Genomic DNA, 14,155 nt, shown 5'->3' with positions numbered 1-14,155 from the left:
GTCAGCCGGCCTGTGCCGGTGCCGTCCCCGACAACAGTCCCTCGACGGTGCGGTGCGGGCGCCGCTGCTCCCAATATTGACGGTTCAGCCGGTACAGCCGGTCGCCGGCGTCCGCGGCGGCACCGGCGTCGAGCAGGTAGCGCCGGCATTCGGCGATGAACGCCTCGTCGTCGTCGTGGACCCCGAGCTCGAGCAGCTGCCCGAGTGACCCGACGGCCGGGCTGCTGCCGACGACCGGCAGCCCCATCCTGGCGGCGTCCAGGATCTTGACCCGCACACCGCCACCCGTGCGGATCGGCGCGATCATCGACCGGCAGGTGGCCAGGAACGCCGGCAGGTCGTCGACGAACCCCAGATCGCGAACTCCGCTGGGGTAGTGTGGATCCGGCGCACTGGAGTGTTTCGCGCCGATCACGCACAGCTCCGCGCCGGGGATACCGGCACAGATCCGCGGCCACAGCCGCAGGGCTTCCAGGAAGGCCTCCTGGTTCGGCGGCCAGTCCCGGGTGCCCATCAGCACCAGCCGGGGCGGCGTGGCGGCCACGTCGACCTGATCCAGCGGTTGCAGCGTCAGGTCCAGCCAGCGGGCGTCGCGCACCCCGCGCCCGCGGTAGAACTCGGCCTCCTCGGCGTCGAACGTGCCGACCGCGTCGGCGGCGCGGGCCACCCGGACCTCGTCGCGCAGCAGCTGACCGACCTGCAGCCGGCCCAGCAGGCCGCGGCTCGCCCGCCACACCAGTGACTCGCTGACGTGGGTGTTGACCACGAACCGGGCGGAGCCGGAATGCCGGCTGCGCAAGAAGGATTCGGCCATGTAGCTGTGCTCCGCGACGAAGATGTCGGCCGCCGAGGCGTCGATGGCACGGACCAGCGCGTCGTTGTCGAACCGGACGTGCACCAGGCTGCGCCGGGTGCGGGCGGCATCGATCAGCAGTCGCGCCGGCCGCACGCCCGACTTGGGCACCCGGGTCAGCGGCAGGCCCCCGGGGACGATATCGGCGTCCAACCGGCCGGGCGGCTGGTGCGACAGGCAGATCGCCGACACCGCATACGAATCCGAGGCCAGGCCCATCACCAGCCGGGACAGCTCCAGGTCGCCGCCGTGCTCGGCGACGGGATCCTTGGACAGCAGGAACGCCACCTCGGTTCTGGGGTTGGTTCTCGTCACCGATCCACTTTCCGGTAGAGCACGCGGGCGTAGATGGCCAGCAGGATCGCGTCGGTGATCACGGTGGCGATGGCCGCGCCCACCGCGCCCGCACCGACCAGCAGCGCGACCAGGCCCAACTTCACCGGGACCAGACCGAGGTTGGCGGCCAGCCGGATCCCGTCCCGGCGCTGGTTGTAGAGCACCGCCTGGAACACCGAGCTGATGGTGCGCATGGCGCAGAACAGTGACATGACCATCATCGCCACCGCGAGTTGCTCGGGGGCCGGCGAGATGAGCAGACCGATGCCCGCGAGCAGGATCAACAATCCCGCCGCCGCGCCGAGGATCAGCGTGCTCTTCAGCGGCGGGCCGGCCGACAGGTCGCCCTCCCCCGCCCGCAGCGTGTGGTTGTAGGACATCCCGAAGGACTGCCCGACGGCGACCACGGCGATGGTGGCAGTGGTGGTGATGGCGTAATAGCCGACGATGGTGTCGTTGGTGAGCCAGCCCAGCAGCAGCACGTCGCCCTGCAGATAGGCGGCCAGCCCGAGGGTTTCACCGACCAGGATGGCGATCAGTTTGGGCGAACCCGGCAGTCCCGGCCGGTGCCGCGGCACGACGAAGGCGATGCCCACCGCAGCCACGGCGTACGGCGACACCAACCACAAGCTGGCCGCCTGCAGCGTCGGTTCGTCGGCGATGAAGAGGTAGCCGGCGGCCATCACCACGCTGGCCACCTGACGGAAGGTGTCGATCTGTGCGACACGTTGCGGCTGGCCGTCCCTGGCGGCCTGGCTCTGCCAGGATTTCAGCGCGATCTCGCCGCCGGCCACGAACAACCCGAACCAGGCGATGTAGTTGACCTCGACCAGAGCGGCGCCGACCAGCATCAGCGACACCCCGAGCAGATAGCGGGTGGTGCGTTCGGCGAGGAAACGTTCCTGCGACTCGCGCACCGACCGGACCGCGAACGGGTTGTCCAGCGGCGGCCCGATCAGCGAGAAGCACGCATAGGCCATGCCGTAGCGGCCGTAGTCGGCGACGCCGAGGTGCCCGATCAGCAGGACCGTCCACAGCAGCCCGACACCGCGGCCGCCGTACAACCAGAACACCGCCCACAGGGTCTGGATCAGGTGCCGGGAGGTGCCGGCGTGCTCGTCCGTCCCTCGGGAGACCTGCTCGGGCGCCGGTTCAGGCATCTTCCGGCTGTCCGGCCAGGGTGCGCGACCACAACTGCACGAACGCCTCGGCGGTGCGCGCGGCCGAGCGGGCGTGCCGGGCAGCATCGGCGTTGCGGCCCAGTTCGGTGAGCCGGTCGCGGTCGTTCAGCAGCGCGGTGATCTCGCGGGCCAGGCCGGCGGCCACCTCACCCTCGACGGGCGGCACGGTGACCACCCCGTCGGCGGTGCCGAGTTCGGCCAGCGAACCGTACCCGGTGCACACCACGGGGGTGCTGTAGGCCATGGAGTGGGCGACCACGCCGGAGGCCGGGTAGGTCTCGGCGTAGAAGTGCCGCTTGCCGTACGGCAGCGCGATGGCCCGCACCGACGCGAAGAAGGCGTCCTCGGCGGGGCCGTCCACCCCGCCCAGGATCTCGATACCGTCGGCCCGCGGCAGCGACTCGGTGCCGCGGCCGGCCACCCGGATCAAGATGTCGTCGGGCAGCTCCGCGCGGATACGGGCGATTTCCTCGAATCCCTTTCCGCGGTAGACGAATCCGAAGAATCCGACCGCCTTGGGACGATCCTGCGCCGGCGTGATGGCCGGCCGGTCGCGCACCAGGTGCGGGATGAACGCGGTGCGGGTGCGCGGATAGGTGCGCTCGATGGACTGCCGGCCGGTCTCGGTGAGCGCGACCAGGGTCCGCTCGCCGTGCACCACGCCCTCGATGGCGCGCGACACCGGCCGCAGCGGGTAGTGGATGCCGTGGGTGAGCAGCCGGGATTTCGCGATGAAACGGGTGCGGGCCAGGAACCACAGCCCCTGCGGCGGGTCGTGCACGGTCGCGGTCACCGGAACGCCGTCGATCCCCGCCACCGACCAGAACGTCGGCAGCACCCCGGTGGACAGTTCGGCGTGCACCAGGGTCCGGCCCGGCGGGCCCTCGGCGATCAGCCTGCGCACCTGCGCGCGGTGCCGGCGCAGGTCGGCCAGGCTGTCGCCGCCCGGTCCCAGGGTCCGGTGCTCGGCGATCTCCCCGAAATGCGGGCGCAGCGCGGTGACGAGGTCCTCGGCATAGTCGCCCACCGCCGTCTGGCCCTCGGCCGGCGCGACGAAGACGAGCCGGTGATCGGCGAACGCGGTCATCAGTAGAACAGCGGCCGATGCTTGTTTTCGTACTTCAGCGCGTCCGCGTCGCGCTTCCCGATGACCTTGGCCGGGACGCCGCCGACGATCTCCAGCTCACCCACGTCCTTGTTCACCAGGGCGTGGGCGGCCACCACGGCGCCGCGCCCGATGAGCGAGGGCAGCACCATCGCCCGCGACGCGATCCACACGTAGTCGCAGACGACGGTGGGGATCGGCACCGGCAGGAAGTCGGGGTGATTGATGTCGTGCCCGCCGCCGATGAAGTGCACATCGCTGGCGACGGTGACGTTGTTGCCGATGTACAGGCCGGCGCGCGAATCCAGCAGGCAGCGGAAACCGATGGCCACGCCGTCGCCGATGGTGAGGAACTCGATGTCCAGCACGGTGGTGCCGCGCAGGATGGACGAGTTCTTGCCGATCTTGGCACCCATCAGGCGCAGGAAGCCCTGCCGGATGGTGTGCGACGGGATGAAGGTGATGAAGCTGTTGAAGATCAACTCGCCCAGCCGGTTCCGGATCTTGCGGCCGCGGGTCATGCCCTGCATCTTGTAGTCGATGACCCGGCCCTCGTCGTTGAGCACCCAGACGGGAGCGGGCGGGGTCCGTAAGCCGGGGGCCGCCGCCTGCTTGCGGGCGACATCCGCGGGATCGGCCGACGCGGGTTCACGGGTCATGGGCGGTTAACTCCTTCGAGGATTTGCGTCACAACCATAGCCATCCAGGCAGCGGCGCCGCCCGTCGAGTCGTTACAGTCCGCTCACCGATCGGCATCCCGGCCGGCGCCGTCGCGTTCGGCGGCCAGCTCGTCGACCGCGGCGTAGAGCGATTCGGCGTAGCGCGCCTCGGTGAACCGGTCGGCGTGGGCGCGCAGCGTGTCCGGATCGAAGTCGGCCGCCTCGAATCGGTCCAGCGCGCCGGCGATCGCGTCGGGTTCCGGCCGGTCGAAATAGACCCCGGTGCGGCCCTCGACGACGGTGTCCAGGAAGCCGCCCCAGCGCAGCACCACGCTGGGTCGGCCACACACCGCCGCCTCGATGGGGGTCAGGCCGAAGTCCTCGTAGCTGGCCGCGATCAGCGCGTTGCACGAGCGGTACAGCCAGGCCATCTGGGCGTCGGTCAGCGCGGACAGCATGGCCACATTGGGAGTCTTGATCCGTTCGAGGTGCGCGGCCTCGGGGCCGTGACCCACCACCACGAGGCGACGTTGCGACCCGGCGAACGCCCGGATCACGGCCTCGACGTTCTTGTACGGCAGCAGCCGGGACACGCACAGATAGAAGGAGTCGCCGTCGGCACCGGCCCAGTGCTCCACCTCGGGCACCGCCTCCAGCGTGGAGGTCTCCTTGATGGCCACCGGGGAGGGCAGCACGTCGGCACTGATGCCGTAGGCATCCCTGATCCGGTCCCGGATGGTGGTCGAGACGGCCAGGTAGCGGTCCACGGTCCGGGCGGCGCGGCGGTCCCAGGACCGCAGGTAGGGTGCGCCGGTCTTGAGCACCGCGCGCTTGAGCCGGTCCCCGTCGGGCTTGAAGTAGTAGTCCGCCGCGTACAGCCAGTGCGCCGGGGTGTGGCAGTGCACCAGCTTGCGCCCGTTGGTGCGGAAGCCGTGCGCCCAGCCGCTGCTGCTGGTGACGACGACGTCGGCGTCGACGAACATCGACGACGCCGCGACCGGCAGCACCGGCAGCGACAGCCGGTGATTGCGGCGGAACAGCGGTATCCGGTTGACGCCGGACACCCGCACATCGCGGTCGGCGAATTCGGGATAGGTGTGCTCCGGGTCGTACAGCAAGGTGTAGATCGGCGCGTCCGGGAACGCCCGGCTCATGGAGAGCACGACCTTCTCGGCGCCGCCACGCTGCGTCAGGTAGTCGTGCGCGATCGCCACCTTGGGACCGTCGACACCGTCGAATCTGCGCCGCACCTCAGCCATCGGTTCCACGAGCGATCCTGCCTCCCATTGGCTGGTGCATATGTCCTCGACACTGGATCGGCGATCCCCACGACGGACCGGCCGGGCCGGCCCACACGAGCCTGTCGAGCGGTATGTTACCAACCCCGTTAATATCCGACAGCAAAGCCGACGGGCCGTAGGTTCGATCGCTGCTCAGCGGCTTCACCGGCACTGTCCTCCGTCATCGGCATCGGATCGGTCACTCCCGGGGTTGCTGATAGTTGACCACGCAAACGCGTTCCGCGCTCGCGACGCCGGCGCGGCCCGCCACCCGCGGCCCCGGGACCCACGCATGTACTTGAACGAGCAAATACATCGCGGTCCGCGAATGCCGCAGTTTTGCTCACCCGTCACATACCGGGCGCGCGGATGCTCGGGAAATGCCGCATCCGGAGGGCGGAGATCATCCCGGCGGAAATTGACGCGGACACGAAATCTGTTGACGCGCAGCGGCCCCTGGGCACCGATCGAGAGGATTTTCGTCCAATCTCACCCACCGCATGACGGCCGGCGGTAGCGTCCGAATTTCATCTGACGACTTTGCGGGGGCAAGCCGATGACGCTGGATTACCTCACCGAGACGCCCGGGACACCGGGCGCCGTCGAATACTGCGACTTCACCGAACTGTGGCAGGGCTATGACGAGTCGGTCCTGGCACTGGCGCGACGGGAGGGGGTACGCGCGGTCGCCGAACTGGGCGGTGGCGCCAACCCCGTCGTGGGCGACGCGCAGAAGTGGGGATTCGCCGAACACCGGGTGGTGGTGGACATCTCCGAGGTCGAACTCGGCAAGGCCGCCGTCGACGTCCGGACCCGGGTTGCCGACCTGTGCCAGCCGATCGAGGACGAGTTGGGCACCTACGACCTGGTGTTCTCCAAGATGCTCTGCGAGCACCTGCCCGATCCCGTTGTGTTCCATCAGAATTGCTACAACCTGTTGCGGCCGGGCGGACTGTCGGTGCACTTCTTCCCCGCGTTGGGGACATTCCCGTTCCTGGTCAACAAGATGATCCCGGAGCACACCGCGCGCAGGATCCTGGACAAGGTGCAGCCCGGGCGTCTGGACATGCCCAATCTGGAGAAGTTCCCGGCCTACTACCGCGGCACCACCGGCCCGACCAAGACGGCCTTCCGGAAGTTCGAGGAGTTCGGGTTCGAAGTCGAGCAGTGGAAGTCAAGCTTCGGGCATACCTACTACTCGGTCATCCCGCCGCTGCACGCCCTGGAGAACGCCAAGAGCAATTTCCTGCGCAGGCACCCGATCCCGAGACTGGCCAGTTTCTCGGTGATCGTGCTGCGCAAGCCCGCCCGACCCGGTCAGACGTGACGCTGCCGGCCGTGGGCGGCGAATTCGGCATCCAATGACCGCTTGTCGGCCTCGTCCATCAGCCGGTACCGGGGCCCCGCACCGGCGCGGCCCACCCACCGGTACACCGCCTCATCGGTGCGCCAACGTTGTTGTCGCAGTTCCCGTTTGAGAACCTTGTTGGAACCGGTGACGGGCAGCTGCGCGGACACCCGCAGCAGGCGCGGCAGCCCTTTGGAACCCAGATCACGTTGCCGGCACAGGAATTCGGCGAATGCCGCGACATCGAAGCCGTCGGGATCGGCCACCTCGATCGCGGCCATCACCTGATCACCCGACCGCGGATCCGGCACCGCGTACACCCCGGCGGCCACCACCAGTGGATGCCGGCGCAGCACATGCTCGATGGTCAGCGCGGAGATGTTCTCGCCGTCCACCCGGATCCAGTCACCGCGCCGGCCCGCGAAATAGAGGAAGCCCGCCGCGTCGCGGTAGCCCAGATCACCGGTCCAGTACCACCCGTTGCGGATGCGCTCGGCGTCGGCGTCGTCGTTGCGGTAGTAGCCCTCGAAGGTGCGGGTGCCGAACTTGTCGACGATCTCGCCGACGGCGTCGTCGGGGTTGCGCACCCGGCCGTGCTCGTCCAGAACCGCAGGCGCACACTCCATCAACGTCTGCGGGTCGACGATCACCACACCGTCGTGGGCGGGCCTGCCGAGCGCCCCGGCCGGGGCGTCGGGCGCCAGGACCACGGCGCCGCCGCCCTCGCTGGAGCCGTACCCCTCGAACAACTCGGCACCGAACCGGCGCCGGAATTCGGCCTGGTCGTCGGGCGAGGCCTCGGTCCCGAAACCGCGCTGCAGCGGATTGTCCGCGTCGTCGGCGCGTTCGGGGGTGGCCATCAGGTAGCCGAGCGCCTTGCCGACATAGGTGAAGAACGTCGCCCCGAAATACCGCACGTCGGGCAGGAACCCGGACGCCGAGAACGCCGGCGTCAGGCACACCGTCGCGCCGACAGCCAACGCCGGTGCCCACAACGCCATGATCGCGTTGCCGTGGAACAGCGGCATGCAGCAGTAGTCCACGTCGTCGCGGTGGTGCCCGAACTTCTGCACGGCGGTGTAGGCGATCCGGGCCAACCGGCCCTGGCTGCATTTGACGGCCTTGGAGGCGCCGGTGGTGCCGGAGGTGAACAGCAACAGCAGCAGGCTGTCGGCATCCACGCCCGGCGCGGCGGCCGGCGCAACGCGATGGGCCTCGACGAGTGCGGCGTATTCCGGCGTGTCGACCACCAGGATCCGGTCGGGCCCCAGGCCGAGGTCCAATCCGTGCAGCCGGCCGGCCCCCGCGCGGTCGGTGACGATCAGCCGGCAGTCGGCGTGCCGGATCTCGGCGGCCAGTTCGCGCTCACCCCGGGTCGGGTTGATCCCGACCACGGTGGCCCCGGCCAGCGCGGCCCCGCCGAGCCAGAACACGAAATCCGGGACGTTGGCCAGCAGCACCCCGACGTGGAACGGTTCCTCGCGGCGCAACGCCCGCGCCAGCGCGCCGCGCGCGGCGGACTCGGCGACCACCTCGTCCCACGTCCAGTCCCGCTCGCGGGTGCGCAGGCCGAGCCGGTGGTCACCGACCCGGTCGAGCAGCAGGGCGGCGATGGAGTCGCGGACGGCGGGCGGCACCGACACAGCTTCACCTCCGGGGGCGACACAGTGACAAAACTCGCACCTCTCTTATGCAGTTCTTAGAAGTGCCGCTAGCATCGACACCCATGACGAGCGTTACTGAACCGGCGGCAGAGCACGTAGTCGACATCCACACCACCGCCGGCAAGCTGGCTGATCTGCGCAAGCGCGCCGAGGAGGCGCAGCACCCGGTCGGTGAAGCGGCCGTGGAGAAGGTGCACGCCAAGGGCAAGCTGACCGCACGCGAGCGCGTGCTGGCGCTGCTCGACGAGGGGTCGTTCGTCGAACTCGACGCGCTGGCCAAGCACCGCAGCACGAACTTCGGCCTGGAGCACAACCGCCCCGTCGGCGACGGCGTGGTCACCGGTTACGGCACCATCGACGGCCGCGACGTGTGCATCTTCAGCCAGGACGCCACCGTCTTCGGCGGCAGCCTCGGCGAGGTCTACGGCGAGAAGATCGTCAAGGTCCAGGAGCTGGCCATCAAGACCGGCCGCCCGCTCATCGGCATCAACGACGGCGCCGGCGCCCGCATCCAGGAGGGCGTGGTCTCGCTCGGCCTGTACAGCCGGATCTTCCGCAACAACATCCTGGCCTCGGGTGTCATCCCGCAGATCTCGCTGATCATGGGAGCCGCGGCCGGCGGGCACGTCTACTCCCCCGCGCTGACCGACTTCATCATCATGGTCGACCAGACCAGCCAGATGTTCATCACCGGTCCGGATGTCATCAAGACCGTCACCGGCGAGAACGTCACCATGGAGGAACTGGGAGGCGCGCACACCCACATGGCCAAGTCGGGCACCGCGCACTATGTCGCCTCGGGTGAGCAGGACGCCTTCGACTACGTCCGGGACCTGCTGAGCTACCTGCCGTCGAACAACTACGCCGACCCGCCGCGGTTCGCGGCGCCGCCGCACCCGGGCGCCATCGAGGACAACCTCACCGAGGAGGACCTCGAGCTCGACACCTTGATCCCGGACTCGCCCAACCAGCCCTACGACATGCACGAGGTCATCTCGCGCATCCTCGACGACGACGAGTTCCTCGAAGTGCAGGCCGGTTACGCGGGCAACATCATCGTCGGCTACGGCCGGGTCGACGGCCGCACCGTCGGCATCGTGGCCAACCAGCCCACCCAGTTCGCCGGCTGCCTGGACATCAACGCCTCGGAGAAGGCGGCGCGGTTCATCCGCACCTGCGACTGCTTCAACATCCCGATCGTGTTGCTGGTCGACGTGCCCGGCTTCCTGCCCGGCACCGACCAGGAGTACAACGGCATCATCCGGCGCGGCGCCAAGCTGCTCTACGCCTACGGTGAGGCGACGGTCGCCAAGGTCACCGTCATCACCCGCAAGTCCTACGGCGGGGCGTACTGCGTGATGGGCTCCAAGGACATGGGCGCCGACGTGGTGGTGGCCTGGCCGACGGCGCAGATCGCCGTCATGGGTGCCTCCGGCGCGGTCGGTTTCGTGTACCGCCAGCAGCTCAAGGACGCCGCCGCCAAGGGCGAGGACGTCGACGCGCTGCGCCTGGAACTGCAGCAGGACTACGAGGACACGCTGGTGAACCCGTACGTCGCGGCCGAGCGCGGATACGTCGACGCGGTCATCCCGCCGTCGCACACCCGCGGTTACGTGGCCACCGCGCTGCGGCTGCTGGAGCGCAAGATCAGCTCGGTGCCGCCGAAGAAGCACGGGAACATTCCACTGTGAGCGGGGCCGAGGAGTCAACGACGGTGTCCGAGAACGAAACCGCGGCGCACGAGCCGCACATCCAGGTGGTCAAGGGCAACCCGACCGCCGAGGAACTGGCCGCCCTGATCGGTGTGCTGTCCGCGGCCGGCGGCGGGCCGGTCGACACCACCCCGCCGGCCCGGGACCTGTGGGGCCACCCGGTGGACAAGCTGCGTTACCAGGTGCACAGCTGGCAGCGGGTCACGCTGCTGGAGCGCACCCACATGAGGCACTGAGCGCTTGACCCGGCTGGTCCTGGGGTCCGCCTCGGCGGGCCGGCTGTCGGTGCTGCGCCAGGCCGGGGTCGAGCCGCTGGTGGTGGTCTCCGACGTCGACGAGGATGCCGTCGTCGCCTCGCTGGCCGGGGCTGTCCCGGCCGAGGTGGTGCTGGCGCTCTCGGCGGCCAAGGCCGACCGGGTCGCCGGATCGCTGCCGGCCGGTATCGGCGCCGATTGCGTTGTCATCGGCTGTGATTCGATGCTCGAGGTGGACGGCCGGCTGTGCGGCAAACCGGGCAGTGTCGACGCCGCCCGCGCGCAGTGGCACGCCATGGCCGGGCGCCCCGGCGTCCTGCACACCGGGCACACCGTGCTGCGGCTGCGCGACGGCGCCGTCGTCGCCCGTGTCGGCGAAACGGCGCACACCACGGTGCATTTCGGCACGCCGGAACCTGCCGACCTGGAGGCGTACCTGGCCAGTGGCGAACCGCTCTGGGTCGCAGGCGGATTCACCCTCGACGGCCTCGGCGGTTGGTTCGTGGACGGCATCGAGGGCGACCCGTCCAATGTGATCGGGCTGAGTCTGCCGCTGCTGCGCAGGCTGCTGCCCGCTGTCGGGGTGACCCTGAGCGCGGTCTGGCGGGCGAATCCGATCGGCTGACCGGGTACGACGCCGCCGCGGGGCTAGGTAGGCTCATCTCGTGCCTCTTGCCGCCGATCCCGATCCCGCCCTCGCCGCGTACGCCCACCCCGAGCGCCTGGTCACCGCCGACTGGCTGTCGGCCAACCTCGGCCGCCCCGGGCTGGCCATCGTCGAATCCGACGAGGACGTGCTGCTCTACGACACCGGCCACATCCCCGGCGCGGTGAAGATCGACTGGCACACCGACCTCAACGACGCGACCGTCCGCGACTACATCGACGGCGCCCAGTTCGCCGAGTTGATGAACCGCAAGGGCATCTCGCGCGACGACACGGTGGTGATCTACGGCGACAAGAGCAACTGGTGGGCGGCCTACGCGCTGTGGGTGTTCACCTTGTTCGGCCACCCCGACGTGCGGCTGCTCGACGGTGGCCGCGACCTGTGGGTGTCGCACGGCCGGGAGACCACTCTGGACGTGCCCACCCGGCAGAGCACCGGCTACCCCGTCGTCGACCGCGACGACGCCCCGATCCGGGCCTACCGCGAGGACGTGCTGGCCGCGTTGGGCAGCCAGCCGCTGATCGACGTCCGGTCACCACAGGAGTACACCGGCGAGCGCACCCACATGCCCGACTACCCCGAGGAGGGCGCGCTGCGCGGCGGCCACATCCCCACGGCGGTGTCGATCCCGTGGGCCAAGGCCGCCGACGAGAGCGGCCGGTTCCGCAGCCGGGCCGAACTGGAGAAGCTCTACGGACACCTGGGTGCCGATCAGAAGACGATCGTGTACTGCCGGATCGGGGAACGCTCCAGCCACACCTGGTTCGTGCTGACCCATCTGCTCGGCCTGCCCGGCGTGCGCAACTACGACGGCTCCTGGACGGAATGGGGTAACGCGGTGCGCGTCCCGGTGGTCACCGGAGAAGAGCCGGGCACCGTATGACCGCCCCCTCGGGGATGCCGGCCGCGCTCGCGGAGGTGGTCGCCGAGTTCGGTGAAGTCACAGGCCAGGACAAGCTGGCGCTGCTGCTGGAGTTCGCCAACGAGTTGCCGCCGCTGCCCGCGCACCTGGAAGAGGCGGCCATGGAGCCCGTCCCGGAGTGCCAGTCGCCGCTGTTCCTCGACGTCGACGCGACCGATCGCGACCATGTGCACCTGTACTTCAGCGCACCGGCCGAGGCCCCGACCACCCGCGGTTTCGCGGCGATCCTGGCGGCCGGCCTGGACGGCCAGTCCGCGGCGGACATCCTGGCCGTGCCCGACGATTTCTATACCGACCTGGGTCTGGCCAAGCTGATCAGCCCGCTGCGGTTGCGCGGCATGTCGGCGATGCTCACCCGGATCAAGCGCCGGCTGGTCTCGAGCTAAGTAACACATCCGTCAACACATCGGCGCAACTGCGCCCGATGTGCGGCCCGTTATGGGCAAAATCACTGCTAGACGAGTCCCGGAAAGCGGTCAGCACCGGCGCTTTGTCTATGCGCATGCAACAATGGCGGGACGGGGGAAACCCGGTGCGGCGTTCGCGCTCACCAGTCGCGGCGATTAGCCCGGCAAACAAAGTGCAAGCGATACGAAAGGGTTCCGCCTCGATGAACCGTCAGCGCAGGGATGTGATCCTCTACGAGCTGAACGAGGTGCCGTGGGATGTCATCGACATCTACGTCAAGCATCGTCCGCAGTCCAATGTCGCCGCGTTGCTGCGCGAAGGCCAATCCCTGACGACGGTGCACGAGGACCGGGAAGACCTGCAGGGTCTGCAGCCCTGGCGCACCTGGCCCACGCTGCACACGTCGACCTACGACCACAATTCGTTCGATCTCGGTCAGGACCCGACCACGTTCCGTGGCGACCCGATCTGGGATGTGGCGGAGAACGCCGGCCTCTCGGTCGGCCTGTTCGGGCCCATGCAGAGCTGGCCGGCCCGCCAATTCCGGCACGGCGGCTTCTATGTGCCGGACACCTTCAGCCAGGACGCCAAGACGTATCCGGCCGCGCTGGAGCGCTTCCAGGCCTTCAACCTCGCGATGACCGGCGCGAACGGCTTCTCCCCGGACGCCCTGCTGAACCCGAAGACCCTGGCGGCCACCGCGGTGGACCTGGTCCGGCTGGGCCTGACCCCGCGCTCGGTGGCCACCCTGGGCACGCACCTGGTCAAGGAACGCACCGACCCGCGCTACAAGGCGTTCCGGTCGGCCATGCAGGCACCGCTGAGCTTCGACCTGTACTGGAAGCTGCAGCGCAAACACAAGCCGCGGCTCAGCGCGTTCTTCACCAACCACGTCGCAGGCATGATGCACCGGTTCTGGGGCGACGGGATGCCCGGCTACACCGAGAAGTACGAGTACACCGCCGACGAGGTGTACGGCAGCTTCATCGTGGCGGCGATGGACATCACCGACCGCCAGTTGGGCCGGATCCGCAAGTACCTGGCCAAGAATCCGCAGGCGATGCTCGTCGTCGCGGCCAGCATGGGCCAGGGCCCGGTCGAGGTGGTCAAGGTCGACGACAACCGTTTCGTGCTCGAGGACCACACCAAGCTGGTCTCGACGCTGAATCTGGCCCCGGCCGAACTGGGCCTGGCGATGTACCCGATGGTCTCGCTGGTGTTCGACACCGAAGAGCAGGCGCAGGCCGCCACCGCACCGCTGACGTCGGTGACGGTGCCCGGCAAGGGGCCGCTGTTCGCCCGCGTCCGGGTGGAGGGCAAGACGGTCACCTTCGGCATCGACTATTCGCAGGGCAGTGACGCCACCACGCTGGAGTTCCAGCCGATCGGTTCCGATCCGGTCACCGGCAGCCCGGCCGATATCGGGCTGGAGGTGCAGTACCGCATCGGTGGGGTGAACACCGGTTACCACATCGAGGAGGGCATCCTGCTGGCCGCGGGTGCGGGTGTGCCGTCGGATCCGTCCCGCAAGGAGGTCGACGTGCTGGACGTGACGCCGTCGCTGCTGGCCAATGTCCTCGGTGTCGAACCGGCACCGTCGATGCAGGGCATCCCGACGTTGTTTGCCTGATCACCGCTCACGCCGAAATCCGGACCGGCGGCGCCCACCCGGGCGCCGCCGGTCCGGCGTTTCGGGGTGCCGGGCCGCCGCGCCGCCGCTGCCGTACTCGTCAGTAGTTACATGTGTTTACCGAAATCGCAACGGT

At 69.1% G+C, this 14,155-nt stretch carries 13 protein-coding genes; 7 read left to right on the top strand and 6 right to left on the bottom strand.

Annotation, left to right across the window (positions count from 1 at the left end; all coding sequences use genetic code 11):
- Window position 1: 1 nt before the first annotated feature.
- From BN977_RS24180 to BN977_RS24160, 5 genes are all read right to left on the bottom strand, one after another.
- Complete coding sequence (locus BN977_RS24180) at window positions 2-1,168, bottom strand: glycosyltransferase (protein ID WP_051561861.1); 1,167 nt, start codon at window positions 1,166-1,168, stop codon at window positions 2-4.
- Window positions 1,165-2,349, bottom strand: coding sequence for a polysaccharide biosynthesis protein (locus BN977_RS24175; protein WP_051561859.1), 1,185 nt, complete (start codon window positions 2,347-2,349; stop codon window positions 1,165-1,167). The genes BN977_RS24180 and BN977_RS24175 overlap by 4 nt, the downstream gene beginning before the upstream one ends.
- A complete protein-coding gene (locus BN977_RS24170; RefSeq protein WP_036402095.1) occupies window positions 2,342-3,457 on the bottom strand; it encodes a glycosyltransferase in 1,116 nt (371 codons plus the stop codon). Before BN977_RS24170 ends, BN977_RS24175 begins: the two co-directional genes overlap by 8 nt.
- Window positions 3,457-4,134, bottom strand: coding sequence for an acyltransferase (locus BN977_RS24165; RefSeq protein ID WP_036402092.1), 678 nt, complete (start codon window positions 4,132-4,134; stop codon window positions 3,457-3,459). The genes BN977_RS24170 and BN977_RS24165 overlap by 1 nt, the downstream gene beginning before the upstream one ends.
- 83 nt (window positions 4,135-4,217) lie before the next feature.
- On the bottom strand, window positions 4,218-5,393 hold the full coding sequence (locus BN977_RS24160) for a glycosyltransferase (protein ID WP_051562151.1): 1,176 nt from the start codon (window positions 5,391-5,393) through the stop codon (window positions 4,218-4,220).
- Window positions 5,394-5,970: 577 nt separating this feature from the next.
- On the opposite strand from BN977_RS24160, the gene BN977_RS24155 reads away from it, so the two are divergent.
- Complete coding sequence (locus tag BN977_RS24155) at window positions 5,971-6,741, top strand: class I SAM-dependent methyltransferase (protein ID WP_109790278.1); 771 nt, start codon at window positions 5,971-5,973, stop codon at window positions 6,739-6,741.
- Here the strand turns inward: BN977_RS24155 and BN977_RS24150 are convergent.
- Window positions 6,732-8,405, bottom strand: a complete 1,674-nt coding sequence (locus tag BN977_RS24150; protein WP_036402090.1) for a steroid-22-oyl-CoA synthetase — start codon at window positions 8,403-8,405, stop codon at window positions 6,732-6,734. The two genes, BN977_RS24155 and BN977_RS24150, sit on opposite strands and share 10 nt — an antisense overlap.
- Before the next feature lie 83 nt (window positions 8,406-8,488).
- Here BN977_RS24150 and BN977_RS24145 point away from each other — a divergent pair, with 83 nt between their 5' ends.
- The 6 genes from BN977_RS24145 (at window position 8,489) to BN977_RS24120 (ending at window position 14,019) form a co-directional block, all read left to right on the top strand.
- On the top strand, window positions 8,489-10,117 hold the full coding sequence (locus tag BN977_RS24145) for an acyl-CoA carboxylase subunit beta (protein WP_024454765.1): 1,629 nt from the start codon (window positions 8,489-8,491) through the stop codon (window positions 10,115-10,117).
- Entirely contained in the window at window positions 10,114-10,374 is a 261-nt protein-coding gene (locus BN977_RS24140; RefSeq protein ID WP_024454764.1) for an acyl-CoA carboxylase subunit epsilon, read from the top strand. The genes BN977_RS24145 and BN977_RS24140 overlap by 4 nt, the downstream gene beginning before the upstream one ends.
- 4 nt (window positions 10,375-10,378) lie before the next feature.
- On the top strand, window positions 10,379-11,017 hold the full coding sequence (locus BN977_RS24135; protein WP_036402088.1) for a Maf family protein: 639 nt from the start codon (window positions 10,379-10,381) through the stop codon (window positions 11,015-11,017).
- A 40-nt stretch (window positions 11,018-11,057) separates the two neighbouring features.
- Window positions 11,058-11,942 carry a sulfurtransferase gene (locus BN977_RS24130; RefSeq protein WP_024454762.1) on the top strand — a complete coding sequence of 295 codons (885 nt, stop codon included), beginning with the start codon at window positions 11,058-11,060 and terminating at the stop codon, window positions 11,940-11,942.
- A gap of 14 nt (window positions 11,943-11,956) precedes the next feature.
- Entirely contained in the window at window positions 11,957-12,367 is a 411-nt protein-coding gene (locus BN977_RS24125; protein ID WP_036402086.1) for a SufE family protein, read from the top strand.
- A 224-nt stretch (window positions 12,368-12,591) separates the two neighbouring features.
- Window positions 12,592-14,019 carry a hypothetical protein gene (locus BN977_RS24120; protein WP_131590199.1) on the top strand — a complete coding sequence of 476 codons (1,428 nt, stop codon included), beginning with the start codon at window positions 12,592-12,594 and terminating at the stop codon, window positions 14,017-14,019.
- Window positions 14,020-14,155: the final 136 nt, after the last annotated feature.

The sequence above is a fragment of the Mycolicibacterium cosmeticum genome (genome assembly GCF_000613185.1).
GTDB lineage: Bacteria > Actinomycetota > Actinomycetes > Mycobacteriales > Mycobacteriaceae > Mycobacterium > Mycobacterium cosmeticum.
The sequence above is the reverse complement of the archived record's forward strand: the minus strand, read 5'-3'. Positions and strand labels throughout refer to the sequence as shown.